32 protein-coding genes and 1 pseudogene are annotated in these 26,626 nt (G+C 39.4%); 30 read left to right on the forward strand and 3 right to left on the reverse strand.

All coding sequences use genetic code 11. The features are described 5' to 3' along the window. Positions 1–58: 58 nt before the first annotated feature. Entirely contained in the window at positions 59–229 is a 171-nt protein-coding gene (locus tag FD33_RS12565) for a YxeA family protein (protein WP_156407813.1), read from the forward strand. Between the two features lie 1,013 nt (positions 230–1,242). Here FD33_RS12565 and FD33_RS00535 read toward each other — a convergent pair. Beyond that, complete coding sequence (locus tag FD33_RS00535; RefSeq protein ID WP_148299167.1) at positions 1,243–2,199, reverse strand: winged helix-turn-helix domain-containing protein; 957 nt, start codon at positions 2,197–2,199, stop codon at positions 1,243–1,245. Between the two features lie 609 nt (positions 2,200–2,808). On the opposite strand from FD33_RS00535, the gene FD33_RS00540 reads away from it, so the two are divergent. The 10 genes and pseudogenes from FD33_RS00540 to FD33_RS12370 all read left to right on the forward strand — a co-directional run. Then, complete coding sequence (locus FD33_RS00540) at positions 2,809–3,621, forward strand: ParA family protein (protein WP_025085226.1); 813 nt, start codon at positions 2,809–2,811, stop codon at positions 3,619–3,621. 2 nt (positions 3,622–3,623) lie between these two features. After that, positions 3,624–3,956, forward strand: coding sequence for a DUF5388 domain-containing protein (locus FD33_RS00545; protein ID WP_051564175.1), 333 nt, complete (start codon positions 3,624–3,626; stop codon positions 3,954–3,956). A 264-nt stretch (positions 3,957–4,220) separates the two neighbouring features. Next, positions 4,221–4,313: an AAA family ATPase gene (locus FD33_RS13090; RefSeq protein WP_338025581.1), complete on the forward strand. Its 93-nt coding sequence runs from the start codon at positions 4,221–4,223 to the stop codon at positions 4,311–4,313. Positions 4,314–4,331: 18 nt separating this feature from the next. Continuing rightward, entirely contained in the window at positions 4,332–4,568 is a 237-nt protein-coding gene (locus FD33_RS12990; RefSeq protein ID WP_338025582.1) for a hypothetical protein, read from the forward strand. Next, a complete protein-coding gene (locus tag FD33_RS12995) occupies positions 4,555–5,040 on the forward strand; it encodes a ParA family protein (protein WP_268870495.1) in 486 nt (161 codons plus the stop codon). The genes FD33_RS12990 and FD33_RS12995 overlap by 14 nt, the downstream gene beginning before the upstream one ends. A gap of 3 nt (positions 5,041–5,043) precedes the next feature. Beyond that, the gene (locus tag FD33_RS00555) at positions 5,044–5,286 is read left to right on the forward strand and encodes a hypothetical protein (RefSeq protein WP_025085228.1); all 243 of its coding nucleotides are present in this window, start codon (positions 5,044–5,046) and stop codon (positions 5,284–5,286) included. A 615-nt stretch (positions 5,287–5,901) separates the two neighbouring features. Next, a complete protein-coding gene (locus FD33_RS00560; RefSeq protein WP_025085229.1) occupies positions 5,902–7,008 on the forward strand; it encodes a replication initiator protein A in 1,107 nt (368 codons plus the stop codon). 418 nt (positions 7,009–7,426) lie between these two features. Beyond that, positions 7,427–7,708 (forward strand): type II toxin-antitoxin system RelB/DinJ family antitoxin, encoded by a 282-nt coding sequence (locus FD33_RS00565; RefSeq protein ID WP_003660204.1) that lies wholly within the window; start codon positions 7,427–7,429, stop codon positions 7,706–7,708. A 46-nt stretch (positions 7,709–7,754) separates the two neighbouring features. Next, positions 7,755–7,940 carry a hypothetical protein gene (locus FD33_RS00570; RefSeq protein ID WP_010620892.1) on the forward strand — a complete coding sequence of 62 codons (186 nt, stop codon included), beginning with the start codon at positions 7,755–7,757 and terminating at the stop codon, positions 7,938–7,940. A 20-nt stretch (positions 7,941–7,960) separates the two neighbouring features. Further along, positions 7,961–8,101 (forward strand): annotated as a pseudogene (locus FD33_RS12370) (zeta toxin family protein); the annotation flags it as partial. On the opposite strand, the gene FD33_RS00575 reads toward FD33_RS12370, so the two are convergent. Next, positions 8,091–8,369, reverse strand: a complete 279-nt coding sequence (locus FD33_RS00575) for a hypothetical protein (RefSeq protein WP_014216278.1) — start codon at positions 8,367–8,369, stop codon at positions 8,091–8,093. The pseudogene FD33_RS12370 and the gene FD33_RS00575 overlap by 11 nt on opposite strands. A 22-nt stretch (positions 8,370–8,391) precedes the next feature. Beyond that, a complete protein-coding gene (locus tag FD33_RS00580) occupies positions 8,392–8,619 on the reverse strand; it encodes a hypothetical protein (protein ID WP_003555660.1) in 228 nt (75 codons plus the stop codon). A gap of 252 nt (positions 8,620–8,871) precedes the next feature. On the opposite strand from FD33_RS00580, the gene mobQ reads away from it, so the two are divergent. The 19 genes from mobQ to FD33_RS00675 all read left to right on the forward strand — a co-directional run bounded on the left by mobQ (position 8,872) and on the right by FD33_RS00675 (position 26,213). Next, positions 8,872–10,935: a MobQ family relaxase gene (gene mobQ, locus FD33_RS00585; RefSeq protein ID WP_056955660.1), complete on the forward strand. Its 2,064-nt coding sequence runs from the start codon at positions 8,872–8,874 to the stop codon at positions 10,933–10,935. A gap of 83 nt (positions 10,936–11,018) precedes the next feature. Beyond that, positions 11,019–11,330 (forward strand): hypothetical protein, encoded by a 312-nt coding sequence (locus FD33_RS00590; RefSeq protein WP_025085230.1) that lies wholly within the window; start codon positions 11,019–11,021, stop codon positions 11,328–11,330. Between the two features lie 35 nt (positions 11,331–11,365). Then, positions 11,366–11,980, forward strand: a complete 615-nt coding sequence (locus tag FD33_RS00595) for a hypothetical protein (protein ID WP_025085231.1) — start codon at positions 11,366–11,368, stop codon at positions 11,978–11,980. Position 11,981: 1 nt separating this feature from the next. Next, a complete protein-coding gene (locus FD33_RS00600) occupies positions 11,982–12,317 on the forward strand; it encodes a CagC family type IV secretion system protein (RefSeq protein WP_025085232.1) in 336 nt (111 codons plus the stop codon). 20 nt (positions 12,318–12,337) lie between these two features. Beyond that, positions 12,338–12,700 (forward strand): hypothetical protein, encoded by a 363-nt coding sequence (locus FD33_RS00605; RefSeq protein ID WP_014216295.1) that lies wholly within the window; start codon positions 12,338–12,340, stop codon positions 12,698–12,700. Then, positions 12,669–13,328, forward strand: a complete 660-nt coding sequence (trsD, locus tag FD33_RS00610; protein ID WP_025085233.1) for a TrsD/TraD family conjugative transfer protein — start codon at positions 12,669–12,671, stop codon at positions 13,326–13,328. The genes FD33_RS00605 and trsD overlap by 32 nt, the downstream gene beginning before the upstream one ends. An 11-nt stretch (positions 13,329–13,339) precedes the next feature. After that, entirely contained in the window at positions 13,340–15,355 is a 2,016-nt protein-coding gene (locus tag FD33_RS00615) for a VirB4 family type IV secretion system protein (protein WP_056955661.1), read from the forward strand. After that, positions 15,348–16,766, forward strand: coding sequence for a type VII secretion protein EssB/YukC (locus FD33_RS00620; protein WP_025085234.1), 1,419 nt, complete (start codon positions 15,348–15,350; stop codon positions 16,764–16,766). The genes FD33_RS00615 and FD33_RS00620 overlap by 8 nt, the downstream gene beginning before the upstream one ends. Next, a complete protein-coding gene (locus tag FD33_RS00625) occupies positions 16,767–17,921 on the forward strand; it encodes a phage tail tip lysozyme (protein WP_056955662.1) in 1,155 nt (384 codons plus the stop codon). Between the two features lie 13 nt (positions 17,922–17,934). Then, entirely contained in the window at positions 17,935–18,552 is a 618-nt protein-coding gene (locus FD33_RS00630) for a hypothetical protein (RefSeq protein ID WP_025085235.1), read from the forward strand. Then, positions 18,539–18,907, forward strand: coding sequence for a thioredoxin family protein (locus FD33_RS00635; RefSeq protein ID WP_025085236.1), 369 nt, complete (start codon positions 18,539–18,541; stop codon positions 18,905–18,907). The genes FD33_RS00630 and FD33_RS00635 overlap by 14 nt, the downstream gene beginning before the upstream one ends. Beyond that, complete coding sequence (locus tag FD33_RS00640) at positions 18,908–19,378, forward strand: hypothetical protein (protein ID WP_021349293.1); 471 nt, start codon at positions 18,908–18,910, stop codon at positions 19,376–19,378. A 1-nt stretch (position 19,379) separates the two neighbouring features. Then, positions 19,380–20,930, forward strand: a complete 1,551-nt coding sequence (locus FD33_RS00645; protein WP_056955663.1) for a VirD4-like conjugal transfer protein, CD1115 family — start codon at positions 19,380–19,382, stop codon at positions 20,928–20,930. 14 nt (positions 20,931–20,944) lie between these two features. Then, positions 20,945–21,319 carry a hypothetical protein gene (locus tag FD33_RS00650; RefSeq protein WP_025085237.1) on the forward strand — a complete coding sequence of 125 codons (375 nt, stop codon included), beginning with the start codon at positions 20,945–20,947 and terminating at the stop codon, positions 21,317–21,319. Positions 21,320–21,324: 5 nt separating this feature from the next. Continuing rightward, entirely contained in the window at positions 21,325–22,182 is an 858-nt protein-coding gene (locus FD33_RS00655) for a conjugal transfer protein TrbL family protein (protein WP_125577875.1), read from the forward strand. Between the two features lie 14 nt (positions 22,183–22,196). Further along, a complete protein-coding gene (locus FD33_RS00660; RefSeq protein WP_025085239.1) occupies positions 22,197–22,607 on the forward strand; it encodes a hypothetical protein in 411 nt (136 codons plus the stop codon). A gap of 6 nt (positions 22,608–22,613) precedes the next feature. Further along, positions 22,614–24,749: a type IA DNA topoisomerase gene (gene topB, locus FD33_RS00665; protein ID WP_056955664.1), complete on the forward strand. Its 2,136-nt coding sequence runs from the start codon at positions 22,614–22,616 to the stop codon at positions 24,747–24,749. Between the two features lie 120 nt (positions 24,750–24,869). Next, positions 24,870–25,085: a hypothetical protein gene (locus tag FD33_RS00670; protein WP_025085240.1), complete on the forward strand. Its 216-nt coding sequence runs from the start codon at positions 24,870–24,872 to the stop codon at positions 25,083–25,085. Positions 25,086–25,088: 3 nt separating this feature from the next. Further along, entirely contained in the window at positions 25,089–26,213 is a 1,125-nt protein-coding gene (locus FD33_RS00675) for an ArdC-like ssDNA-binding domain-containing protein (protein ID WP_025085241.1), read from the forward strand. The last annotated feature ends 413 nt before the right edge of the window (positions 26,214–26,626 follow it).

Raw genomic sequence — 26,626 nt, forward strand, 5'->3', positions numbered from 1 at the left:
TAAAGGTATGGATGGTGTCTTTTTGATGTTCTAAAATAGTTTTATTAATAAATGGTTGTTGAAAGATTCTATCCAGCTTTTTGGACGTGATGAGGACGGTTATGGTAACTACGATTATCAATTAACGAGTTATGATTCAAATGGAAAACCTCATCCAGCCAAATTTACTGGTACGACAAGCTTAAATATTGGCGAATTATTTGAGAAAAGAAGAGATTTTTTATTATAAGTTGCGCAACAAATTGATTAATGACTTCATGGCGTGATATAATTGCATTTGCAAAGAGTGAGTAACTTATAGATACACCAAAACCCCCAACGAGTGGAAGTCGTTGAGGGTTTTTTAGTGGGCTAAATTGCCTTTTCCTTTTACTTGCGGTGTTTCCGTTTTAGCCAATCGGTAAACCAAGCGGTTACTAAGCCGACTACAAGTGGGGCAAAAAGTGAGTTAAACAAATAGATACACCCCCAATCCGTTGCAGGATTGTAAGGCAACTTTCTTATTTTATCATAGCCAACTCAAAAAAAATCCAGTTTTTATATTATAAGAGAAGAAGTAAGTGAACTTCAAAATAAGAAACAGAGAGAATCTTTTATGATAGAAATCTTTATTATATCGATTTTACTGTTTTACATAATTCACCAAGTAGAAGAGTTTACATCTTCGATTTTCATAGTAGAGATTATAAAGAATATAGTTCAACTCTTGCCCTTAATTATATTTTTATAACTTTATAAAGTTATAAAGGCTCTATCCTTCTCATAAATAAAATAGAAGTATGATTCAACAACTTAATATCTGATAACTTGACAGTATTTAACCAAAAAGCCAACAGGTCCTCATTATCCGGCTTATCTTGAATAGATTCGTAGTGATTATAATATGCTTCAGCAAAATAATTTTGGAAAGATCTAAATATGTAGGCCGATCTATTCTCCGGTCTGGCCTTTTTACTTTTTAGCGTCTTCATGACAATTCTCTTTATTTCGTTAACTATTGTCGTTTATATAAACTCGTTTTTCTCAAAAGCTGTAGTCAAAACAGGGTCGTCTAATCCACACCCTTGACCAGTTTAAACATTGATTTCTTTGTGTTTAAAAAAGGAAATTTTCTAATCTTCCCTTTTCGACCTTTTTATTTTATCTTGCATTAAGTAATCATCAGTTTTCAGATTTATGTCATCCTCCTACAAAGTGTTAAATGTTATATGCTAAATATATTTAACACTTTGTGGGAGACAATTAATAAACGAGACTTGTCTGATTCTCAATAGAGCCGTACATTTTTAATAAGTCAAAGCATTCTTGGAAGAAGTTTTTAAACGATGTAAACATAACTTTATCCATTGATTCTTGATCATGATACTTTTTACCAGCATACAAAATAATTCTAGAAACTTCACGATTGATTCGGTCTTTAATAAATTCATTACTTTCAAACATTGTTGCCGTTCTTGCTAGAGGTTCCTTACGATAATTCAGATCTCGATAAACTTTCTTCTTAGCGTTCATAATCAATTTAGCATAGTTAGTCAGTTTTTTAGCACTTCCGTAAGAAAGACTAACCAAAGTGTCTATTAGGTTTTGAGGCATTCCATATGATAAAAGAGTGCTTTCTTCGGCAGCTATTTCGACATTGTCGATATTTTCGTTAATTTTAGAATTATTAGTATTATTAGAACGTAATTTCAAGTGATTGAAGTTCAAGTAATTAAGTAGACTATTTGTCTTGTTCGAAGAAGACTTTTTGTCCGCAGGTGTTGTATCAGCGCTTTCTACTTGTTGAGGAGCATCTGTTGCAACGTCTTTTTTGGAATGACCTAAGAACTTTTCTTTAACAGCATCAGGCAAAGATGGAAATAATTTGTAAGTTCCGTTAAAGCATTTCTTTCTGAAGATTAATCCTGCTTCAACTAGTTTGTCCATGATTCTTGAGATAGTTTTAGTTGATTGATTGATCAATTCTGCCAAATCGGAATAAGTGTATACAACGTAGTATCGATTTTCTTTACGATCGAAGAAGTCTTCTCCATTTTGGACACTTAAGCCAAGTCGATTATAAATAGCTGAGAAAACTTGAGTTGGATTTCCATTAAGAGATTTGTCTCCTAAATCAATCAATGCAATGTATCCCTTCGGTTCAACAAAATCTTGTTTAGCCCTCTTCATCGCTTCTTGTAGTGTTTTATCGTTAGACATATTATTGTCATCCTTCCATGTTTTTTCATAGAAAGAAAAAAGACTGATGAGCAAATATCCCCACCAGTCTTTTAACGATTAAATAATTGATTTATCTCTGCCTACAATCTATAATAAGAATTAAAGCAGAGCGTTAAAAGTAGTGAGTATGTGTGGAATACTCATTGCCGAATCCTTAATCGCTGGTAACAATTAAGGATTCAACGCTTTTTTCTTTTATATATAGAGTCGTACTTTTAAAAAGTGCGACTCTTTTTTTCTGTCTTAACTATATATTCTGTGAAGCATAAAATCAACAAAAAACTTGATATATCAACAACTCATACATTTCACACATAACATTTAACATTATATATATAACATAATGTTAAATGTTATGTGTGAAATGCATTTAACATTATGTAAAAGGATTAACAGAGAGAATCTTTGATACGATAGCTTTCTTGAAAAATATTGATATAAAAATATCGGTAGTTTAGCCTAGAACAAAGTGTTAAATGTTATATGTTAAATACATTTAACACTACTTATACATTGAACCATAAGTATTATTAACACTTATGCAGAGGTGTGTTAATATTGAAGTATAAAATTATTGGGGGAGCTTTTATGACTGCGAAAGTATTATCTTTTTTGAACTTTAAGGGTGGCGTTGGAAAAACAAGTACTACAGCTTTAACAAGTTATAACCTGGCCAAATTAGGTTATAAGGTTTTGGCAATTGATTTTGATCCTCAGGCTAACTTAACATCTTTATTTTTAAAGACTAAAAGTATCAAAACAAATGATGAAATCATTACAATTGAAACTTCACTTATGACAGCTGTGAATGATGATCTTGACTTGAAGGATATTGCAATTTCAATCGATGAGAATTTATCATTGATTCCTAACGCAGTGGACTTCAGTATGTATAACCGATACTTGGATAAGAATATTAAAACTGAGCAGGATAAAGTAGATTTCTTTAAAAATAAGATTGAATCTTTGAAGAAAGATTATGACTTTATTTTTATTGATGTTCCGCCAACAATTTCGTTGCCAAATGACACTGCATTTAATGCTTGTGATCAGATCATCGTCGTTTTACAAACACAAGAAAGATCATTGTCAGGTGCAGAAGTGTTAATTGATTATCTACAAAAAACATTGATTGATGATTTTAATTCTGATGTTGATGTCATGGGTATCTTACCTGTTTTGTCAAAACGTAATGCGGCAGTTGATGAAGAAATTTTAAATTCAGCCGAATCTGAATTTGGTAAAGATAATATTTTCCAGCATAAAATTATGATCATGGAAAGAATCAAACGTATGGATATGACCGGTATTACCGATAATAAAAAAGACGTTTGGGACAAAAAGGTACATGCAGCATTTACGGGTGTGGCTAAAGAAATAATCGAAAGGTTAGGTGAATAGTCATGGGGATGCTGAGACACGATGACAAAAAAATTTCAAAACCAAAGAAATCTACGCTTGAGCGTGGCACCAAGGTTGTCGTTGAGAACCAAGTAAAGAGAAAAGATGTCGTTGACATGCCAGACTCTGGTGTTACTTTCCCAGTAAATGTTCGAGTGGATAATCATATTAGAAACAAAATATCGGCTCTGTTGAACCTGGGTATGGCGAAATCTCAAAAAGAATTAGTCAAACAGTTGGTTGAGAATGAAATAGACAGATTGCCGGAAAGTGATAAGAGTAGATTTGATAGGATGTTTGAAATTTTGGAAGAAAAAGATAATATGAAGAACTAAATGTTAATAACATTATATATTTAACATTTAACACTTTGTTGAAAGACAACTTAAACCTTCAACATATAAAAAAAGACGTTACTCAGTAACGTCTTTGGAATGGCCCCTTTAGTGGCTGTACGATAAATAGAGTTGATGGCAAAATGCCTATCAACTCTATTTATCGTACAGCCGATTTTGTGTTCTTAAAGTCGTATTATGTAGAAGAACAAGGTATTTGTTAAGTATTACCTTTATCTTTATATGTTAGGAGGAAAGTGTGTTATGCAAGTAATCAGTTTTATGGCTATCAAAGGTGGCGTTGGTAAAACCACAATGGCATTTCAGTTCGCCAAATTTTTACAAACACAAGATTAAAAAGTTTTGATGATCGATTTGGACGCACAGAAGAGTTTGACGGGCACTTTTGAAAATGAACATTTTAATTTCAGTGGAAAGCCCACCATTGCAGATGTCCTAGAAAAACCAAGCTCCGGGTTAATTGAGACACAAGTTCAGGATAATATCGCGATAATTACATCAACTAGCAACCTGGAAGAAGTAGCAGATCGTTTAGCCTCAAAACCAAATAGAGAATTGCTGAGAATTGCTATTATTTATGTGGTTTGTTAAAAATGCGCAAGAACTGAATCAAAAATATGACTACATAATTATCGACTTGCCACCAGCTTGGAACCTGTTAAGCAAAAATGGTGTAGCTGTAGCCGATAAAATCATTTCTCCAATGGAACCAAGTCGATTTGGGTATGAAAGTCATACAAAAGTATTGCAAAGTGTGGGAACTTTACAAGATGAAGTTGTTGATCCAGTTAGTGGTAAATCATATATTACTGCCAACGTATTCTTTTTAGGCAATCGAATCAAACACAATACTAATTCTTCTCACGAATTTTTATCAGCACTCAAACATATAGATAATGTCATTGGGGTTATCCCAGAAAAGGAATTAGTTAACGCTAGTATGCTTGCAAAGGAGGGCATACTAGAATATGCAACCCAGAATGACAAGTTGCATGAACAAGAGCCATTTCTCAAACTATTAAGTGACGTGTTTTCAGAAATCCAAAAACAGGGGAATGATTAACTTATGGCAAACAAATTTGAAAAGTTTTCAAGTACCAACAACGATTACCAAGTGGCTAGAGACATTCAGCAAAAAGATGCACTTAACGAAAAATTGAATTGGGAACGAAAAGTAAAGACAAGCTTCTCAATTCAACAAAAGAATATTGATCGTTTAGATGAAATGGTTAATCAGTTGCACGCAAAATCAAGATCAACCTTATTAGATACCATAATAGAAAATGCTTATAGAGACTTTCAAGAATAATTGAGTGGGGAAAATGATGAAATCACAAATAGTTGATAGCAATAATTGATACGAAGACCTTGTATCTGATCAACGGACCGATCGGGGCTGGTAAAGTATACAAGACAGAATAAAGTTGCCGGTAGGTAAGCACTATGCTAGGCTATGACTAATTTAACAACCGAATAAAGAGATCAAGCTAAACAGAAAAATCCCCGATTCACGAGGAATCAGGGATTTTGGGTTTAGCAAGTAGCTACACGACAGCTACTTAGATTCAGTCGATTTTAACTTGCCGGTCTAAATCGACTGAACATTGTTCTTAATTTGTAGGTTAATTATACCGCAAACCAGTCCCAAAGGACAAGTTAAGGATAGTTAAAAACAAATTAAAGTCAATGGACTAAGTAGCTAACTGAAGCTATTTAGTCCATTTTTGTTGTTAGAAATTAAAAAAAGTTGCCGACTGGGCAACTCACAAACAGACACATGCTGGTAAATTACAAAGCATTCATTTAGCCGTGAGGCTTTGTAATTCAGTTAGAGCATATCAGATTTGTATTGTAATGCAAGTCGAATGTTTTAGCAACTCTCTTTTGAGACAGCGTGTGTCAGTCAAGAAAGGGAGTTTTTATAATGGATCAAACAAATTTCAAGTTTTATCAAGCTGACAACGTTTATGGGGCCTTATTCTTTCAGTTTCCCAAAGTATTGATGTACGGCGAACAATATCGGTATTTAAGTAGTGAAGCCAAATTGGCCTACATGGTACTGAAAGATCGGCTCGAGTATTCCTTACGCAATCACTGGGTTGATGAGGAAGGTCACGTCTACTTTATTTTTACCAATCAAGAATTAATGGATCTGTTCAATTGTTCAAAGGGAAAATTAGCCACCGTTAAGAAGGAACTAGAAAAAGCTGGCTTGCTTTATCAAAAAGCCATGCATTTTAATCCCAAAACAGGGAAAAATGAACCCAATCGACTTTACCTAGCCGAACTAGATATGCAATCAACGGACGTTTATTTACGCGGTGAATATGCCCAAAAAGAGCCGCAAACCCTTGCTACGAGCGAAAGTCTAAAAAATAGACCTTCGCGGGAGACCGTTGAAACCCTTGCTACAAGCGAAAGTCTAAAAAATAGACCTTCGCGAAAGTTCGTTGACGACACCCCGCAAACCCTTGCTACGAGCGAAAGTCTAAAAAATAGACACGATCTAGATAGAGAACCTAAAGAAAGAGATAAAGATAGATACAATATAGATACTCAAAAGTTGGACTTTTCCACAGATCATTTCTCACCAGCAGAACTAGAAAAGCAAAACCATGATCTCGTGAACCATGCTAATGACTTCTTAACTGATGAAGACAGTGGCTTACCAGTTTTCTTAGAACCCGAAGCTGTTCAACTACTTAGCTTTTGGTGCCGCACTCCGCAACAAATGCGGCGCTTCATTGGTATTATCTTAAATGCTAAGTACCGAGTTGAGAAGGATCACAAAGATATTGGCGTTCTAATCCCGCTTGACGACGAAGAACTTAAACCTTTGATGACTAAAGCACTAAGACGCTACTTTAACGCCCTAAGAAGCAATGAGAAGCACATCAAGAACGTTGAGAACTACTTATACGGCACAATGCAAAACCTATTTGGCGTTTGGTGGAATAAACAAGCGGCTAGAGAATATGCAGCCAAACACCCCGAAGAACAGAACACTGACAATGAGCCTTATTGGAATTAAACGCCGTATAAGCTCATTTAATCCGTTTTAAGTATTACATACATAATTAATCAAAGTCGCTTTAAAATCGCTTAGAAGCAAAAGTAGACACCTTGAGTGGCTGAATTGGCGCTTGATGGAATAAACAAGCGGCTAGGGATTATGCTACCAAACACCCCGAAGAACAGAACACTGACAATGAGCGCTCTTGGAATTAAACGGCATCTAAGCTCATCTAAGCCGTTTTAAACAGATAGAGCATAATTATATTAAACGAGTTTTAAAATGCACTTACGGGCACTTTAGGAACGTTGTATAAGTGCCATTGCGGAAAGGACAGCAAACTTAAATTCACAACTTTTAAAGAAGCAGGCTAATTGAGATGGTACTCAAAGATTAGTATAATGTGAGTAGTAATAAAGGGGGGGGCGAGAAAATCATGGCAGTTAAGGAAAAGAAACGCGTACAAGTCCAGATTGACAAAGAATTGGCAGATAATACCGAAGCCGTTTTAAGCCAGTTAGGTCTAAACCCAACTACCGCAATCAATATGTTTTATAAGCGGATTGTTGCTAATGGTGCCTTACCTTTTAATGTGTCTTTAAGCGAAGAAGAAAGAGCTAATTTACGCTTTTTAAAGGCTACCAAAGAGACACCAGTAACAGAGTTCAAAGACGCTAAAGAAGTCGCTGATTGGCTCAATGATCCAGATGAGGACTAATGACTTATCAGGTTAAATAAATTAATAACTTGGAAGTGTGATGAACATGAAAGATACAATCACAATTAATGACTTTTTTGAAATTGCCAAAGAAACTGATTTAAAAGATCTACTTGATAAGTCATTACATGAGCCAGACCCAGAAAAGCGCAAAGTATATGACGCTTTATATACCTACTTTTTAGATAAAAGGCAAGATGAGGTTATCAAGCGAAAGGACTTTGTCCGTTGATAGATAAACCCCAATATATATTGAGGAATTTTCCTTGGATAAACCAAAATATTACTTATCCAGAAAAGGTGCAAAAGCAGTTACAAAATTTTGCAGATCAAAACCCAGAAGTAAAGCCTAGAAATGATCCAGAAAATAAAAACGATCGGCCTAGTTATTAGGTTGATCGTTTTTTAATTTATCCGGTTTATGGGCGTTAACATAGTCAGCAAATATTTTTAAAAGTTCTTCGGTTTGTTCGACCGAGAGGTTATTAGCTTGGAAGTACTTTTCTAATAAAGCCCCTTTTTGAATTAATCGGCGAGAACGGGCTTTGCGGGCTTGCCGATTTTCATAGTATTTAGATTGCCGTAATTTAAAATCTTCCCGCTCAATTTTTTGTTTTAAACGCGCTTGTTGCTCGACTAGTTTTTCATATTGATTAGACATGGAATTTCCCCATCTCGTATGGCTAATGATCTACGGACTTTACCTTTAAAAATTCAGAAAATTGCTTAGCTAAAAGCTTAATCTGATCGTTAGACAAATTAGCATAATCTAAATTGGCTTGACTGATGATTTGTTTACCTAGCCGTTGTTCAATCTTATTTTTTTCGTCCTTAATTTTTTGATTAAGGGCTTTTAATTTAGCTTCTTGTTTTTCTAAGTTGCTTTGAGACATAACGATCCCTCCAATCATATTAGAAATAATCACCGACACTATATCATAAGGGAAACGTTAAGTCAAAGTATAAAAGTTGAAATAGCGAAGCGGAAGGCATACACTAAGTTAAAGTTAAGAGAATCAGAAGACCGAGTGAAACGAGGTCAATGCGCACTTACACACAACAACTAAAGCTGGTTGTGTTATTGTGCTAAACCCTTGCATCAGAAGTCGCCGTTGGCGACAACAAAAGCAAACCCATAAACCCAAAGAAAGGTGGAGATCAGCATGGCAATTTTTCACATGAGCTTTAGTAATATTAGTGCTGGAAAAGGAAGAAGCGCAATTGCTGGAGCAAGTTATCGAAGTGGTGAAAAGTTATTCGATCAAAAAGAAGGTAGAAGCTATTTTTATGCTCGGTCAGTCATGCCAGAAAGCTTTATTTTGACACCAAAGAATGCGCCAGAATGGGCGAGTGATAGAGAGAAATTATGGAATGAAGTCGAAAGAAAAGATCGTAGAGCAAATTCACGCTATGCAAAAGAGTTTAACGTGGCTTTACCAGTTGAATTAAGTGAAAATGAACAGAAAGAATTATTGACAAAATATGTACAAGAAAATTTTGTTGATGAGGGTATGGTTGCCGACGTAGCAATTCATAGAGATCACCCAGATAATCCGCACGCTCATGTTATGCTAACTAATCGTCCATTTAATCCAGACGGAACATGGGGATTGAAAAGTAAAAGGGAAAATATATTAGATGAAAATGGGAACAAGACTTATACAGGAAATAGTCGTTTTCCAAGATCAAGAAAGGTGTGGCTAGTTGATTGGGATAAAAAAGAAAAAATCACTGAATGGCGGCATAATTGGGCGGCTAGTGTAAATCAAGTTTTAGAGCAAAAAAATATTCCGGATCGGATCAGTGAAAAATCCTTTATCGAGCAGGGAATAGATGATACACCAACTCAACATGAGGGAATTAATAGCAAGCGGTATGAAAGAAAAGAATTTAACCAACAAGTAAAAAACTATCGCAAGGTCAAAGCCAGTTATAAAAACAACCAAGAAAAAGTAATCAATAGAGGTCATTTAGATAGTCTAAGAAAACACTTCTCGTTTAATGAAAAACGGGTGGTCAATGAGTTAAGTCATGAACTGAAAACTTATATCAGTTTGGAGAGCATAGATGATAAACGGCGCATGCTATTTAATTGGAAAAATAGCACCTTAATTAAACATGCAGTTGGTGAAGATGTGACTAAAGAATTATTGACAATTAACCAACAAGAAAGCTCATTAAAAAAGGCAGATGAACTCTTAAATAAAGTGGTCGATCGTACTGCGAAAAAACTTTATCCAGAGCTTAATTTTGAACAGACCACACAAGCTGAAAGACGAGAATTAATTAAGGAAACCGAGAGCGAGCAAACAGTTTTCAAAGGCAGTGAATTAAACGAACGTTTAATGAATATTCGTGATGATTTATTGACCCAGCAATTATTGACCTTTACCAAGAGGCCATACGTTGGTTTTAAGTTATTAATGCAACAAGAAAAAGAGGCCAAAATCGATCTGAAATATACGCTAATGATTCACTCTGATAGCTTAGAAAGCCTAGAACACGTCGATAAAGGACTACTAGAAAAGTATTCACCAGCAGAACAGCAAAAGATTACGAGAGCAGTCAAAGATTTGCGAACAATAATGGCAGTTAAACAAGTCATTCAAACCCAATACCAGGAAGTTTTAAGAAAAGCCTTTCCTAATGGCAATTTTAATGAACTCCCAATGATTAAACAGGAACAGGCCTATACAGCCGTGATGTACTATGATCCAGCTTTAAAGCCGTGCAAGGTTGAAACAATCGCACAGTGGCAGGAAAACCCACCGAGGGTTTTCACTACTCAGGAACATCAACAAGGACTAGCTTATTTATCGGGACAGCTTAGCTTAGATCAGCTAGAGAATCATCACTTACAACGGGTTTTAAAGCATGACGGCACTAAACAACTCTTTTTGGGTGAATGCAAAGCCGATCCGATGATTAAAAACAGTCAGATTGAGAAAATCCAAAAGCAGTTAAAAGAGCAACAAGCCAAGGACGACCAGTATAGAAAAGCAAATATGGGGCATTATCAACCGTTAAATTATAAGCCAGTTAGTCCAAACTACTACTTAAAAACGGCCTTTAGTGACGCAATCATGACTGTTCTATATGCTCGTGATGAAGATTACCAACGACAAAGACAGGCGCAAGGTTTAAAAGAGACTGAGTGGGAAATGGCGAAAAAGCAACGGCAACATCAAACTCGTAATCGGCATGAAGATGGTGGCATGCACTTGTAATCTAAATGTAAAATTAAAAGTGCATTAACGTGCTCATTTAATGGTAAAATGAATCCATAATATAGGGAAAGGAGTATTCACATGTGACGAAGAAACAGGAATGGTTTAGCTTAGCTCAAGCTAGTCTCAAGCTTGAACGAGGTAGTACGTACGTGAGTGTTTGGTTAAGACGACACCCTAACGCGCTACCAAGTGAAATGCTCATGGAAACGGGCAAAGTAAAATTAATATCTGAAGATGGCATTGAATGGATTAAAAACCACATAAAAAAAGAGGGCGTCCTCGTAAGCAGTGAAGTTGCTAACGAGGATCAGCACCTAGAAGTTACGATTCTGGGTGTCACCCTACTAATAATCCATTTTACCGGGCGGGTTAGGGGAAAGCTAGTTGTTTAGCGACCCTAATGCGCTTTTTTTGAGGAGGTGATTTAATGAAAGTAGAAAGCTGGCAAGGCATTAATGGCAAGTTACTACATGATAACCAAAAGGCGATTATGGTTGATGACGACCAAGCACTAACTGACCAGAAGCAGCTACAAGCGATATTAGATCAAGACGGTCAGCCAATCGATGAAGTTCGGCAAGCAATGATTAAGAAGACCGTTAAACGCCAGTTAAAGACTGAACCATTAAAACTTAGCGGCTGGTTTAATCGCCATCAAGACAGTCAAAATGCTAAAAAGGCTGAAAAATTGGTAAGTGATAAACCCACCCATCAATATAAGCAAATTAAAAACGAAATGACCTTTTTTGGTGAGAGTTTCCTGGAAGGCTTCTTAGGTTTCTATGGTTTGAAAGTTGATAACGCCTTAGGCCGTTACGAACATAATTTGCATGTCTTAGAGACCCAAGAGCTAGGTCAGTCAGAAAAAGAGTATTACTTAGCCACGAGCGAAAATGGTCGCGTTAAATTAGCCACCGGCCCATTACCGAGCCAGCAAATTGCCGAGGAACAATTGGATAAGTTCTACCAGCGTGAGCCAGAAAAAACGCAGGCAGAACAAATTCAATTACGAACATCAGAAGACGATGGAAAGGAGGAATAACATGAAGTTCAACAAAGCGAAAGCGCTAGCAACCACTGGAGCTACTGCGATTTATTTAGGGCTGATGAACGCCCAGGTTGTTTTGGCGGCGGACGGCGGCGAAGTTAAAAGCAAGTTAACTCAAGCTGGTAAGACGATTCAAGGGATTTTAACCGGGTTGGTCGTTTTAGTCGGGATTTGTGTGGCGCTATTTATTATTATCAAAAGAATGCCTGACGCAGACGATCCGCGAGAGAAATCCGAAGTTTACCACGCAGTTGGTCGGGTGGCTGGTTTAGTGGCCTTAGCAGCGGCGATCATCTGGCTATTACCTTGGGTTTACAGCCTATTTACTTAATTTAAAAAGGAGCCTGCCAAATGAAGAAAGGGAAAGAATTTATCTTCCCAGAAAACGTGGATAAAGATTACGGGATCTGGAAAGACTACACCTTGAAGGATTTTGGCTATGCGGCGCTGGCAGGACTAGTGGGCTTAATTTTTATTGCGATCCCACCCTATGGTCTAATCTTAGTCCTGATAAAAATAGTGATTGTTGTCTTAGCCATGACGATTGTCATGGCTATTTTAACAATTCGGCCAGTTGCGGCGCGGAAGAATATTAAAGTGCGGGATAACTTTAAGCTGAAACGCCGCTATGCCAATGGTCAGAAACTGTTTTATTTAAAACCGAAGAAGCGAGGTGAACTAAATGCGTTTGAAGAAGAACAAAACCGCCAATAAATCAGCCAGGCTAGATTGGGATTACCAACCGCCCAAAATCAATGGTGGCAAAGAAACCATTGATGACATGAGCTTGGTGGTGGGTATGTATGGTAATTACGAAGTTACCAAAACGGGTAATCTCGTTGGCATTTTGGAAGTTAGTGGGATCAACCTGGATCTACTTAATGAAACCGAACAGCAAGACGTCTTTGAGGACTATGGTGCGTTTCTGATGAGCACCTTAGGTGAAGGTGTTGATGACACCTTACAGTTCTTAGAGCCGACGATTCCCGTCAATATGACGGCTTATCTCAATGGTCTCAAACGGCGGTATCTCACTTTACAAAAAGATCACCCCGAGCAACAGTTCAAAATCCAATTAATGGCCAGTTACTTGGATCACTTTACTAAAGTCCAAGAATCCAAAAACATGACGACTAAGCAACACCTGCTAATCGTTAAGGTGCCGATTAAGGACAAAAGCGTTAAAAGCTTAAGCTTAGCCGTCACCCACTTAGACGAGAAGATCGAACAGGTTAAGCGGGATATTGAAAATGCGTTAACAGACTTTGATGTGACGGCCAAAGTGTTGACTAGTCAAGAAGTCCAAGAGATTTTAAAGAACTTAATCAATTTCAATGGATAGGAGGCAACAGTATGAGTTTTGGTGATAAGGTCATTGATTTGTTCATGCCAACCAAGAAAGAAAGTCAGCAAAATAGTGAACCAGCGGTTAATAAACAAAAACCGGAGGTTGAAGACTTTACCAAGCTGATTGATCGCGATAGCTTGCATTCACTATTCCCGTTTAGCTGGGAACAGTACCCCACTTACGTCCAGTCGGGGGAGAATTTTATTCGGGTGTTAGCGATTGCCGACTATCCTAAGCGGGTGTATGGCAACTGGTTATCAGAATTGAAGCGCAAAAAAGGCGTTATCGATATTGTGCAATATATCGACAGCGCCAGTAACAATTCAATGATTACCTATTACAAGAAGACGATTCAAAATAAGGAAGCGCAGAAGTTAAATACGTTCGACCCGTATAAAAAGAAGATTCTGCAAAATTATATTGATTCGGCCAACATGCAACTAGATAAATACCTAGATAATTCTACCACATTTGTCTACCAACATATGCTGGTTTATCTGCGGGCCAACAGTTTAGTAGAACTAGACGACTTAACCGAAAACGTTAAGAATACGTTGATTAAGCTACAGATGAAACCGCTAGTACCGGTTAAAGCAACCTTTCAAGCATTTTGGTCAACCATGCCAATTAACGAGAACCTCATGGGAGATTACACGTACAAAGAAAGTAATACCGAAGTCGCCAGCAGCATGTTTCCCTTTGATGACGCGGAAATTTTGGACTTGAAGCCTAGAAGCGATATTGAAGGGGTTAACAAAGATACCAACAGCTTAATTGCCGTGGATATGTTGGATCGCAACAAGACCCTGAACCAGAATATGGTTGTTATTGGTACTTCCGGTGTTGGTAAAACCACCTATATGATTCAGAAAATCCTACGCTACGCCATTCAAGACTATCAAATCTACATTATTGATCCAGAAAATGAATATACCAAGATTGTCGAAGCCCTAGGTGGGGCAGTCTTGCACTTAACTTCTAATGCTAAGTACAAAATTAACCCACTACAAATTTTTTCCGAAGAAATCTTAAGCGCCGATGAAGCGGTCACAAACCTTGATTTACTAGTCAAAGATAAAATCCAGCGATTAAAGGGGTTCTTTGAAGTCCTTAAAACCGGGATTACCCAAGTTGAACTGGCAATCCTTGATGATGTCGTTAAACAAGCTTACGTCAACAGTGGCGTTTTGAAATATAGCCGCTTAAAAGAAATTAAAGATGATCAGTGGCCGACCTTATCCAATGTTTATGATGAGTTGGAAAAACTGGCAGATAAGGACACTGACAAATTCGGTCGGGTTAAAGACTTCTACTATATTTTAGGCAGTTATACCCATGGCTCTAACAGCCTATTTGACGGCCACACCAACGTTAACTTAAAAGGGAAAATCATTTCCTTTGATTTAAAACCGCTACAAAGTGAACAGGAAGTCCAATCAGCGGCCTATCTGAATACTTTTCAGTATCTATGGGACGAAATCACTAAAGATCGGCATAGCCGCAAAAAACTGTTTGTTGATGAATTTCACTTTTTAACCTTGCATAAAGCGGCCGCCACCTTTTTCCACCAAGCATACAAGCGGTTTAGAAAGTACAATGCCGGAGCCATTGCCGGAACGCAGCAAATTCAAGATGTGATCGAAGGAACAACTGATACCGGTCAAAATATAGGTGAAGCCATTATTGGTAACTCCTATACGAAAGTCTTTTTCGGTTTAGACGGTAAAGGTGTTGATGATGTGATTACTAAGTTGAGAATGACGTTCTCGGATAAAGAAAAGAAATTATTGGAGCGCCGCCGGCAAGGTGAAGCCCTGATGATCTATGGTAGCCAACGCGCCTTTATGCGTGTCGAGTTGACCGAAGAAGAATTGCGGTTAATTGATCCCGAAGCTTACCAAGAAAAATACAACCGTGAGACAGCCATTCAACCGGATTATCAAAAGCGCGTGATCCTGACGCCAAGTGAGATTGACGCTTTGACGACTACTGAAGAGGAAGGAGGGACTTTAAATGAGTAAATCAAATCAGCTATTAAATATCGAGGTCGGCACGTTCAAGCGACAAGGAAACAAGTTAATCCTCGAACTCAATCACAATCAGTTTCGATACGACCAGTTGAGTGAGCTAAACGAATTAAAGCAAGCTGATGCCAATTTCTTGCAGTTGGTTAACGTGATTGAGCAAGATCAGAAGGTCGTTTTAACTTATACCTTGCCGGATAAGGTCAGATCATTAAAGGAATTACCGCAGGAAAATAAGGCGATCCGGGCAGCCGTCGCCAAGAAAATTATGGCGCAAAAGGTGGTTGCTGATAGCCAGTATCATATTGCCTTAAACCCAGCTAATCTATGGTATTACCCCATGCAACATGTTTGGTACGCCTACCGAGCCAATGAACTCATGCCTTATGATGACAAGCATAGCAATTTAGCCAAATACAAAGCGCTGATTCTATTTTGCTTGACGGGGACGCCCTATGAACGGTTACTAAGCAATCCACAAGAAGCCTTGGCCAAACACCCGGATGACTATTTACAACAAGTAGCTAAAGCTACGTCGTTAAATGAGTTAACGGAAGTGGTTAATGGCATTGAGGACTTTGTGAGCTATCACGAATGGCAGGCAGTTGAAACGGCCCAACAGAAAACCAAACAACGGTTATGGTTGAGTGTGGCCGGGGTAGCGATTGTGGCCGTTTTGGCCGTCGGCTTAGTTCATAAAAGTGATGAACGGCAATATCAAAGCTTAGCTAACCGGAACCAAGCGCAGGTCACGCGATTAAAATATAGCGGTCAAATTCAGACCGCTTTAAATGATCAGAAGTGGTCAGCAGCACAAAAAGATATGCAACGGGCCGGCTACCCTGCAACTAAGCAAGTCAGTGTCTTTTTAAAGCATGGTCAGTACCAGCAAGCTTTAAAGGTTGACCCAAGCCAGTTGAATAAGGTTGTCAACACGGCTTATGCCAACAAGGATAGCGGGCAGGTTGCCAAGTGGGAATTGCCAACTAAGGCGACAAGCAAGCAAAAAGACCAATTGGCGCTGGAAAAAGCCATCGTTAACTACGACACCAATACGCTCAATAACCAATTATCCTTTACGACGAACGCTGATGTTTTATTGAGAATGGGACAAGCCTTCCTAGCTCATAACGATACGCAAGACGCCCAGACCGTCCAAACAAAATTAGCTGGGGTGAACAGCTCTAAAGCCAAGTATCTCAAAGCGCTATTAAGTCTCAAAGCTGCTAAGAATGAAGTTAGCGACGCCCAAAAGAAGTTAGATGACGCCAACAAGATTGATGGCAGTAAAGATAAGGATAAAGACAAGAAGGTGGATTCGGCTAAGGCTGATCTAAAGAATGCGCAGAGCGACCAATCGGCAGCGCAAAAACAAGTTGATCAGGCCAAGCGCAAAGTGGGTGATTAAATGCAGGTATTGTCGCTTGAATATAAGAAAAAGAAGTGGAAGTTGATTGCTTATATTGTGGGCGGTGCCATTCTGCTAATCGTCTTGCTGATTGCCGCGATTACTGGTCAGCTACAAGAAAACAGTTGTGATAACTCAACCACCACAGAGACGCAATTGGATAGTAAGAGCATGACAGAAAATGCCAAAAATATCTATGCGCACTGGAAACAGAAGTATGGCGCCACCCCACAAGCGGCCGCCGGAATCTTGGGGGTCTTACAACTGGAAAGTCGCCTTGATCCCAATTCGGTTAATTCAAGTTCCGGGGCCACGGGCTTAGCCCAGTGGTTAGGTGGTCGAAAGGATAAGTTGGAAGATTTAGCCCACAAAGAAAACAAACCAGCGACTAATCTCGGCGTGCAGTTGGACTATCTCGATCAAGAATTGAACAGTAGTTACTATGCGTCAAACAAGCAGATTTTTAAGTATACGGACGTGCATAAAGCGACCAAATCTTGGTTAATGGATTACGAGGGTATGAGTAAGAACCCGGAACAATGGTATTTAAGCCAAAGATACGGGTATGCCGATCATTGGTATTCCGTGTTGGGTGCAAGTGATCCCGTGGCCGGTAATACGTTAGATAATGCAAGTTCAGGCGATCTGACCGAACTAGGTTGTGATAGTGACCCGAGCTATTCCGGCGGTAGTATCGTCAAAAATGCGGAAAGTATGAAAGGTGACTTCTACTATGTGCAAACCCACCCCAGCCCCGATTTAGGTAGCGATTTAAAGAACCCTAACACAACCGGTGGGACGGATTGTTCGGGCTTTGTCTGGTTAGCGCTTAATAAAGCTGGTTACAAGGTACCGGCCAACATGGGCTGGTTTACCGGTACGATGGCAAGTGACGCCAAAGGCAGTCATCAATATCTGAAACAGATCAGTGAAAATGACGCCAAAGCCGGCGATATTGTGATTGTTAATCAAGGTGCCGGGGCCGGGAACAATGGGCACACCGCAATCTTGTTAGACAAGTGGCAAGGCAAAGCCACCAAAATCATTGAGCAAGGTGGTGTCGGCGACAAGGTTAACGAAAGCACATTTGGCACCGCGTTTTATAGCTTATTGAACGGTAGCGATGTGACGTTAGCCCGGCCAATCAAGAAGTAAGGAGGACGAGCAAATGAAACGCAGCATGGTTTTAAGTATTGCGATTGGTAGTTTGATCTTAATCATGTCATTAGGGGCGAATGCCTATCAACATAGCCAAGTTAAGCAGGCGCAACAACAGATCAGTCGCTTACAACAACAGAAGCGCCAAGTTAGCCGGCAATTGGCTAAAGTTAATCAACAAAAGCAGTTATTGAGCACCCAAATTGACAGTTATAAGACCTACCAAAATAATAAAGACAAAAGTCAGGCTGAATTGAGCTTTAATACGGTGGTCACCAAGTTCTTTGACGTCATGAATAACTTCAAGCCCAAGACCTACGGTCAGCGTAAAGATGGCGTTAAAGACTTGATTTCCGACAAGTTGTACCAGCAATACTTTTCAAATAAGGGCACGTATGGTGATAGCAATAGTGTTTCAGCCAAATTAGATCAGCTGAACCTGTATACACAAAGTAAGCAGGGGCAAAACATGAAGGGCTTGGCCGTCGTCAGTTATGAAAGTAAGAGTGGCGACAACGACTGGCAAAAGGCGACGGTGCTTTATCAAGTGACTTTCGATACCACCACGAATCGAATCACCGCAGTCCAAAACTTAGGCAGTAGCTTCAAAGCCAGTGACCTTAATTAAGCGGGTTGGTAAAGCCCTAGCGGTAATCGTGGTGGTTTTAGCCGTTAGCGGGTTTACTGGTCATCAATACGTCAATCGCGTGGAAAAACAGCGGCCAGTTGTGACGCTGGCTAAGCACCCTGAAAAAGTGTTGTTCTTCTATCGTGATGATTGCCCGGATTGTCAGTCTATTTTCCATCAAATTTATTGGCACAACGCAATCAGTCACAACATCGTCTTGATTAACATGAATCAACCGCAGAATCGGCATTACATTCAAAAATATCAATTAACGTCAGTACCAACCTTGATCCATGGTAAGCAACGGTACACCGGCACCAACCAACAAAGAATTAAACAGATAGTAGGTGATTAGATGAAAGACAAATTATTAAACAGCGTTAAAGCTAGTTGGCCGTACCTACTAACGCTAATCATTGGCTTGTATTTAGCGGAGATTTTAGCTGGCTCTGTCATGGCCTTGTCCCGCTATAAGTTGGCATTTGCAGATCATATGCCAACCGTATTAAAACAATTAGCCTTACACCCTTGGCACTATTACAACTTGTATTTGGGCCAAAAGAACCCAGTACTAATTATTGTCAGTGTCGCCGTGGTCCTATACACCATCTATTTTGCTTTGAAGCGCAATAGCAAGCACAAAGCGTGGGAAACCGCAGACACTGAAACCCACGGGAGCGCGACTTGGGGTAATCTAAAAGAATTGAGTGACCATTACTTTAGTATCAATGCCAAAGACCTCACCACAGCATTTAACAAGAGTACCAAGGCCGAAATTCTCAAATCATTAGTGGATCGAGAAAAGTCAGCGAAGGGAGGAGATTAACATGAATGGCACCATTTTAGGGATCGTGGATAAACAGATTGTTTACCAGAATAACAGTACCAAGCCGAATCGAAATATCTTCGTGGTTGGTGGCCCGGGATCATATAAGACCCAGTCAGTCGTCATTACCAACCTGTTTAACGAAACGGAGAACAGCATTGTCGTAACCGACCCGAAAGGGGAATTGTACGAAAAGACAGCCGGTATCAAACTAGCCCAAGGCTATCAAGTACATGTCGTCAACTTTGCCAACATGGCGCACAGTGATCGCTACAATCCTTTTGATTATATTCAACGGGATATTCAAGCTGAAACCGTCGCCACGAAGATCGTTCAGAGTGAAAATGCCGAAGGCAAAAAAGACGTATGGTTCAGTACCCAGCGGCAACTTTTGAAGGCACTAATCCTGTTTGTTATGAACCACCGCGCGCCCGACCAAAGGAACTTGGCCGGTGTAACCCAAGTCTTACAAGAAAACGATGTGGAGGCCGAGGAAAAGGGCGCAGATAGTCCGTTAGACACCCTGTTTCTTGATCTAACCATGACTGATCCAGCGAGACGCGCTTATGAGTTAGGGTTCAAAAAGGCCAAAGGCGAAATGAAGGCCAGTATTATTGAAAGCTTGTTGGCGACCATCTCGAAGTTCGTTGACAAAGAAGTGGCTGATTTTACCAGCTTTTCGGATTTTGATTTAAAAGAGATTGGCAACGACAAAGTTGTGCTGTACGTGATTATCCCCGTCATGGATAACACTTATGAAAGCTTCATCAATCTGTTTTTCTCACAATTATTTGATGAATTATATAAATTAGCGGCCGATCATCACGCTAAATTGCCCCACCAAGTCGATTTTATCCTTGATGAATTTGTCAATTTAGGGAAGTTTCCCAAGTATGAGGAGTTCTTAGCGACGTGTCGGGGATATGGCATTGGTGTGACGACCATTTGTCAGACCTTAACCCAACTACAAGCCTTGTATGGCAAGGATAAGGCCGAGAGTATCTTAGGTAACCATGCCGTTAAAATTTGCTTAAATGCCGCTAATGACGTGACCGCTAGATACTTTAGTGATCTGTTAGGAAAATCAACCGTAAAAGTGGAAACCGGTAGTGAGAGTACCAGTCATAGCAAGGAAGAAAGCCACAGCAAGAGCGATAGTTACAGCTATACGAGCCGTTCGCTCATGACGCCCGATGAAATTATGCGTATGCCCGAAGATCAGAGCTTATTAATCTTTAGTAATGCCCGACCAGTCAAAGCTACAAAAGCGTTCCAGTTTAAACTATTTCCGGGGGCTGATCATTTGGTTAACTTGTCACAGAACGATTATCAAGGCCAACCAGAAGCCAGCCAGGAAACCAACTTTAAGAATAAAGTAGAAAAATGGAAAGCAAAATTAAAGGAGACTGCTCAAAAAGAAGTCGCAAACAAGATGTCTCAGAAAGAGGAGGAGCAACAACAGGACAACCTAGACAGCGATTTAGAGAGAGTTTCAAATAAAGATAGTCAAACAGAGGCGCCAGAAGAAGACGACAACAACTTATTTGGATAATGGAGGGCATATTAATGAAAAAATATCGCAAATATATAATCGCCGTGATGACAGTGTTACTGATTGCTGTTGGTCTAACCGCTTGTGGGAAGTCTACAGCACAAGATTTGCAAAGTAATAAATGGTATCTCAACCAAAAAGGACAAAGCTACAAAACCCAATTTAATAAAAAAACAATGATTATTGAAAGCCCCTTGATGAATGTAAATGCCAATTATTCAGTCAGCAATACTTCTGGTAAAGAATATTTAAAAGTAAATACTGATGATGAGAAGAATCAAAAATTTGAATTAACTAAAATTAGCGATGGTTATAAAGCTAAAGCAATAAATAAAACTGCCAAAGCAGATGACGGATTAGGAAGCTTTGAATTGCAAAAAAGGAAGTGATAGATATGTTTGTTTTAGGTGATATTTCAGGACTGGTTCAGGGAGCGATTGCTAAGTTTTTTGAATGGGCACTGTCTGGTTTGTTGGACGGCTTATTCAACATCTGTAAGGCAATCATTGACCAAGCCAATCAAAGCTTGCCAATTGTTAAAACGTGGTATGCCATCTTCCTGTCCTTTGCGACATCGTTAGTCGTTGTGGTCGTCCTTGGCCGCATTGTGATGACAATTCTAAAAGAGGCAGATGAAAGTACAGATGTTACTTGGGCTAATATCATCATGGACGGGATTAAATCAGCGGCCGTGATTCCGGTTTTCGTGTTTTTACAGGGCTTTATTCAAGGTTCAATTACCTTGCCCCTGCTAAAGTATATGTTTAGTTCTGATCAGAAATTCACTGCTAAATCAATTACCGGCATGAATAAAGTTCCTGGGCTAAAAGATGTTGGCATTTCGCTACCCTTACAGATTTTGTTTCTGCTAATCTTCACTGTCGTAACCGTCGTGTTCTTTATCAAGATGTGTGTGTTTGTGGCTGATATGGCTTGGTATAACCTGACAATTCCTTTAGCTGCAATGAGCATGGCGACCGAAAGCTTTGATTACAGTGGCACGTGGTGGAAGAAGTACATTTATTACAATGCTTCTATTATTAGCCAGGTGCTTTGTATGTCACTATCAGTATGGTGTTTCACTAATATGGCTAAATACGGGTTTATTGCTTTTATTGCTTCAATCGGATTCGGTTTTCTGGTGGTCAAAACACCTGACGCCGTTAAAGACTTTTGGGCTTCAACCGGTGTGACTAAAAGTGCTGGTATGGGTGCCATGAGAATGTTTCAAAATTATTTCCGTAACCACTAGGAGGAAAAATAGTTATGAAGAAAATCGCACACTGGTTATTGGAAAAAGCCAAAAAAGATATGCGAACCGATCCTTTTACAACACCTTCACGGCGGACTAAGTTGTCTTACTATTTTGATAACTTAGTTAGTATGGTCTTCTATATAATGGGAATTTACCTCATGTTAATGGATTTATACCAAGAGATTTTCACGGCGAACCATACCGATTTTTTAGGAACTGCGCTAATGGCCTTAGTTTTACTGCTGGGTGGCTTATTATTCCGTTGGTCAGCCTATGCAGATCTCAAAGCCATCAACCGGTATCAACAATATTTGAAACAACAATCGATAGACCAGCAACAAGAATTGCGCCGTGAAACTTGGTTAAAAGCATCTGAACAAGGCAAAACAGAATTAGAACAGAAGCTTAATCACAAGGAGTGAACGAACATGACCACTGTTATCTTAGCTGAAAAACCCAGTCAAGCCCGTTCATACGTCCAAGCCTTTCAAAAGAGCACAAAAAAACAGGGTTACTATACGGTTAGTGACCCTGTTTTGCCCGATAATACGCTTGTCACGTATGGTCTCGGACATTTAGTTGAACTAGCCACACCGGATAAATATGATCAGAAATACCAGCAATGGGCCTTATCTAATTTACCGATTTTCCCAGACAAATACAAGTTTGAAGTGTCAACTAGTAAAAGAGCGCAATTCAAGGTCGTTAAAGACCTGTTAACGAAAGCCGATACCATTATTGTGGCCACCGATAGCGGTCGAGAAGGTTCCAATATTGCATGGTCAATCATGAATCAAGCCCATATTGATGTTAAAAAGAAGACCATTAAGCGGCTATGGTTGAATAGTTTGGAAAAAGACGCGATTATTACCGGCTTTAAAAATCTTGGTGATTGGCACAAAGACTATTTGGCTTATAAAGAAGCCCAAACCCGTCAAATTAGTGACTGGTTGATCGGTATGAATGGTAGTCCTTTATATACTTTATTGTTGAGACAAAATGGGGTGCGCGGGGTGTATTCAATTGGTCGCGTGCAGACGCCAACCTTGTATATGGTCTATCAAAGAGACCAGGCAATCAAAGACTTTAAGCCGGAACCCTATTTTGAACTAAATGCGGAAATTTTAGCCAATCAGCAAAAATTCACCGCAAAATTAGACCCCTATCAGCGGTTTAAAGACGAAGCAGGTCTAATGACATTCATGCAAACTAAACACGTTCAGAAAGGATCACAGAGCGGTTTAATCAAAGACGTGCAAAAGCAGGCTAAAAAGAGCGCCAGTCCACAGCTGTTCTCGCTTTCTAGTCTGCAAAGTGCCATGAATAAACGGTATCATGCCAGTGCCAGCCAAACCTTAGCGGCCATTCAGAGTCTATACGAAGCCAAGTTGCTGAGTTATCCCCGAACGGATTGTGCTTATATCACTGATGAAGAATTTGAGTATTTAGTGGCTAATCTGACGAAGTATCTGGGATTAGTCTCTAAGCAAGTCGCTTTAACCAATACCACGCCAAATAAGCGTTATGTTAATGGAAAAAAAGTTGAAGAACACTACGCCATTATCATGACTAAAGTTGTCCCGACGAAAGATCAATTAGCTGCCTTACCTAAATTACAGCAACAGGTCTATGATTTGGTTTTAAGAACCACATTAGCCATGTTTGCTGATCCGTACGAGTACGAGGAAACCACCATTATCACCCAAGTTGGTGCCGCCAATTTTAAAGCAACCGGTAAGGTCCCAACTAAGCAAGGCTGGCAAGCTTTATTTGATGATCACAAAGCCGACCAGCAAGAAACAGCCACCTTACCACTCGTTCATCAGGGCGATCAGGTTCAAGCAAATCTGCAAACACCGCAAAAAGAAACGACACCACCGGTGCCCTTTACCGAAGGTACCTTAATTACGGCAATGAAGACGGCCGGTAAAACACTTGATGATGAAGAAGCCCAAGCGATTCTTAAAGATGTGCAAGGCATTGGGACAAGTGCGACCCGGGCCAATGTGCTAGAAGTGTTAAAGAAACGCGGCTATCTCGTCACTGAAAAAAATAAGCTGCACGTCAGTGAAGCGGGGATTACTTTATGTAAAGCGGTTGAACTCGAACCCTTGTTAACTAGCCCAGAGATGACAGCAGAATGGGAGCAAGCGTTACAACAAATCAGTACCGAAGAACGCACCCCGGATAACTTTTTGAGCCAGATTAAAAAGTTCGTGGAAAAATTGATTGCTGATGTTCCCACACAATTGACTGGCAGTGCAGCCATTAAGCAACAAATCGATCACCAACAGCAAGCGCAAAAAGCCGCCGAAGTATTCTTAGAAACACCGCAAGCGACCGTTTTAAATAAACAGAAGTTTTACATTGTGAAGCCCAAGCAAGGTGAAGATTTTACCTTACCTAAGAAATGGAGTAGCAAGACGCTCGGGAAGACCGCAATTAAAGCGTTAGTTACCAAGGGTGAAACCAGCAAATTAAAGGGTTTCAAGAGCAAAAAGGGGAAGTCGTTTGACGCCAAGTTAAAGCTTGACGGCCACAAATTAAGTTTTGATTTTGATTAGAACCTGCCTACCGCCCTGCACGTTGTTTCGGTTGGTGAACTCGTCATTTAGGTTTACTTTTCAAAAACCAAAAAGTGAACCTAACCAACGAGTGTAATTGTAAAAGAAGGAGGATATATCATGAAAAATGAACTGGAAGCATTAGCAAGCGAATTACCTATTTTGACGGATAAAATCAGTTATAAGTACCTATCAGAAGTTGCGGGTAATGGCAAATATATTCAAGTTGCGTGGCAAAAATTGTCTGACGGTTACGTTGCCCTTTATGGCACGACCCCGATTCAAATCAACGTAGCCCCTATATTGAATGATATTTTTGAAGATGAGGAGGGGTAGACAATGCCGAGTAAATCCGACGTTAAAGCCTGGAAAGCACAATTAGTCGCCCAAGCCGAACAACAAATCCTAAAATTAACCGATAGTGACCGATTTAAACAGTATCTTAATACCCTGGCTAAATTTCATCATTATAGCGCCAGAAACATTGATTTGATTTATGCGCAAAATCCGCAAGCCACTCAAGTCGCGGGCTTTAAGCAATGGCAAACAGATTTTAACCGCACCGTTAATAAGGGCGCTAAGTCCATTCGAATTGCGGCACCGATTATTAAGAAATTAACACCCGCTGAGCAAAAGCGCCTTGATACCACTGATGAGCGGGCCATTGTCGGTTATCGCTATCTACCTGTTTTTGACGTGTCACAAACTAGTGGTGAACCAGTATTAAGCGCTAAAGACTTTGTCAAAGAAAACTTGGCTGATCATCAGAATGTAACGAGCTTGTATAACGCGTTCAAAGATTATTTAAACCAACAAACCGATCTTCAAGTCAGTGAAGTGCCTTTAGCAACGCTAAATGGGGCTAAGGGGTATTTTCAACCCAGCACTAATGAAATCGTCATTGGTGGCGATGAGCCCGACAATGCTTTGAAACTAAAGACGTTATATCACGAATATGCTCATAGTCAGTTACATGGGTTAAAATCAGCCTTTAAAGATCGCCCGCGAGCCTATCAGGAAACCCAAGCCGAAGCGGTTGCATATGTCGCCATGCAAAATATTGGCGTTGATACCAGTAACTATTCACTCGGTTATGTGGCTACCTGGGCTAAAGATACAGCTGTGATCCATAGTGCTTTAAGTGAAATCCAGCAAGTTAGCAACAAAGTGATTGAGCTTAGTGACGGGTTAACCAAACAACTAGGCTTACAAGAAGCACAAAAAGAGCCCGAGCATGATTTAAAAAAGCTATCAGCCAAGGCACTTAATCAGTCATATCGAAGCTTGCAACAACAAATTCAGCAAACGACTAATTCACAACAAAAAGCACAATTTAAAAACCAGTTACATGAGATACACGAAGAAATCAGTGAGCGAACGCAAAAGCAGCTACAAGCATTTGCTGAACAAAGCCCCAAAATAAAGAAATCAGAAGTGACAAACAATTTACGGATAAGAAGGTGAGAGAATCATAAATAACCAGTTATTTGAAACAACTAAAGAAGAATTATACCACCGGCCTAAACAGTTAATTGATTTGAATCAATGGCTCCTTGTAACCATTAATACAGCTAAATCGATGATCGATAATACAGATAAATCCCAGTTGATTTATTTAAATCACTTTGTTAAATGTGGTACAACTAGAGATGTTCAGCAAATGTTTGACGAAATACAGGGGAAGTTTGGAAATATAAATTTTTCCCAACGCCATAACCCTAGGTACCTATATTTATGTTCTTTAGTAGCAAATTTCCCACTAATGCAACTTTCAGTTGAAAATTGGCGGTTAATTAAAAATTTTATTTATGTTGATGATTATTTTTCGAAAATTACAAGAACAAGTTAGCCACTTGTCCAAAAAATAAATACGAAAT

Source organism: Companilactobacillus paralimentarius DSM 13238 = JCM 10415 (assembly GCF_001434985.1).
Lineage (GTDB): Bacteria > Bacillota > Bacilli > Lactobacillales > Lactobacillaceae > Companilactobacillus > Companilactobacillus paralimentarius.

Coding starts and splice junctions, on each gene's coding strand:
- FD33_RS00630 (WP_025085235.1), top strand. CDS start 17,935: ATGAAACGCAGCATGGTTTTAAGTATTGCGATTGGTAGTTTGATCTTA.
- FD33_RS00640 (WP_021349293.1), top strand. CDS start 18,908: ATGAAAGACAAATTATTAAACAGCGTTAAAGCTAGTTGGCCGTACCTA.
- FD33_RS12995 (WP_268870495.1), top strand. CDS start 4,555: ATGTGGTTTGTTAAAAATGCGCAAGAACTGAATCAAAAATATGACTAC.
- FD33_RS00615 (WP_056955661.1), top strand. CDS start 13,340: ATGAGTTTTGGTGATAAGGTCATTGATTTGTTCATGCCAACCAAGAAA.
- FD33_RS00595 (WP_025085231.1), top strand. CDS start 11,366: ATGAAAGTAGAAAGCTGGCAAGGCATTAATGGCAAGTTACTACATGAT.
- topB (WP_056955664.1), top strand. CDS start 22,614: ATGACCACTGTTATCTTAGCTGAAAAACCCAGTCAAGCCCGTTCATAC.
- FD33_RS13090 (WP_338025581.1), top strand. CDS start 4,221: ATGCAAGTAATCAGTTTTATGGCTATCAAAGGTGGCGTTGGTAAAACC.
- FD33_RS00570 (WP_010620892.1), top strand. CDS start 7,755: ATGAAAGATACAATCACAATTAATGACTTTTTTGAAATTGCCAAAGAA.
- FD33_RS00575 (WP_014216278.1), bottom strand. CDS start 8,369: ATGTCTAATCAATATGAAAAACTAGTCGAGCAACAAGCGCGTTTAAAA.
- FD33_RS00565 (WP_003660204.1), top strand. CDS start 7,427: ATGGCAGTTAAGGAAAAGAAACGCGTACAAGTCCAGATTGACAAAGAA.
- FD33_RS00625 (WP_056955662.1), top strand. CDS start 16,767: ATGCAGGTATTGTCGCTTGAATATAAGAAAAAGAAGTGGAAGTTGATT.
- FD33_RS00655 (WP_125577875.1), top strand. CDS start 21,325: ATGTTTGTTTTAGGTGATATTTCAGGACTGGTTCAGGGAGCGATTGCT.
- mobQ (WP_056955660.1), top strand. CDS start 8,872: ATGGCAATTTTTCACATGAGCTTTAGTAATATTAGTGCTGGAAAAGGA.
- FD33_RS00645 (WP_056955663.1), top strand. CDS start 19,380: ATGAATGGCACCATTTTAGGGATCGTGGATAAACAGATTGTTTACCAG.
- FD33_RS00555 (WP_025085228.1), top strand. CDS start 5,044: ATGGCAAACAAATTTGAAAAGTTTTCAAGTACCAACAACGATTACCAA.
- FD33_RS00620 (WP_025085234.1), top strand. CDS start 15,348: ATGAGTAAATCAAATCAGCTATTAAATATCGAGGTCGGCACGTTCAAG.
- FD33_RS00580 (WP_003555660.1), bottom strand. CDS start 8,619: ATGATTGGAGGGATCGTTATGTCTCAAAGCAACTTAGAAAAACAAGAA.
- FD33_RS00660 (WP_025085239.1), top strand. CDS start 22,197: ATGAAGAAAATCGCACACTGGTTATTGGAAAAAGCCAAAAAAGATATG.
- FD33_RS00545 (WP_051564175.1), top strand. CDS start 3,624: ATGGGGATGCTGAGACACGATGACAAAAAAATTTCAAAACCAAAGAAA.
- FD33_RS00600 (WP_025085232.1), top strand. CDS start 11,982: ATGAAGTTCAACAAAGCGAAAGCGCTAGCAACCACTGGAGCTACTGCG.
- FD33_RS00560 (WP_025085229.1), top strand. CDS start 5,902: ATGGATCAAACAAATTTCAAGTTTTATCAAGCTGACAACGTTTATGGG.
- FD33_RS00540 (WP_025085226.1), top strand. CDS start 2,809: ATGACTGCGAAAGTATTATCTTTTTTGAACTTTAAGGGTGGCGTTGGA.
- FD33_RS00675 (WP_025085241.1), top strand. CDS start 25,089: ATGCCGAGTAAATCCGACGTTAAAGCCTGGAAAGCACAATTAGTCGCC.
- FD33_RS00605 (WP_014216295.1), top strand. CDS start 12,338: ATGAAGAAAGGGAAAGAATTTATCTTCCCAGAAAACGTGGATAAAGAT.
- FD33_RS00650 (WP_025085237.1), top strand. CDS start 20,945: ATGAAAAAATATCGCAAATATATAATCGCCGTGATGACAGTGTTACTG.
- trsD (WP_025085233.1), top strand. CDS start 12,669: ATGCGTTTGAAGAAGAACAAAACCGCCAATAAATCAGCCAGGCTAGAT.
- FD33_RS00670 (WP_025085240.1), top strand. CDS start 24,870: ATGAAAAATGAACTGGAAGCATTAGCAAGCGAATTACCTATTTTGACG.
- FD33_RS00535 (WP_148299167.1), bottom strand. CDS start 2,199: ATGTCTAACGATAAAACACTACAAGAAGCGATGAAGAGGGCTAAACAA.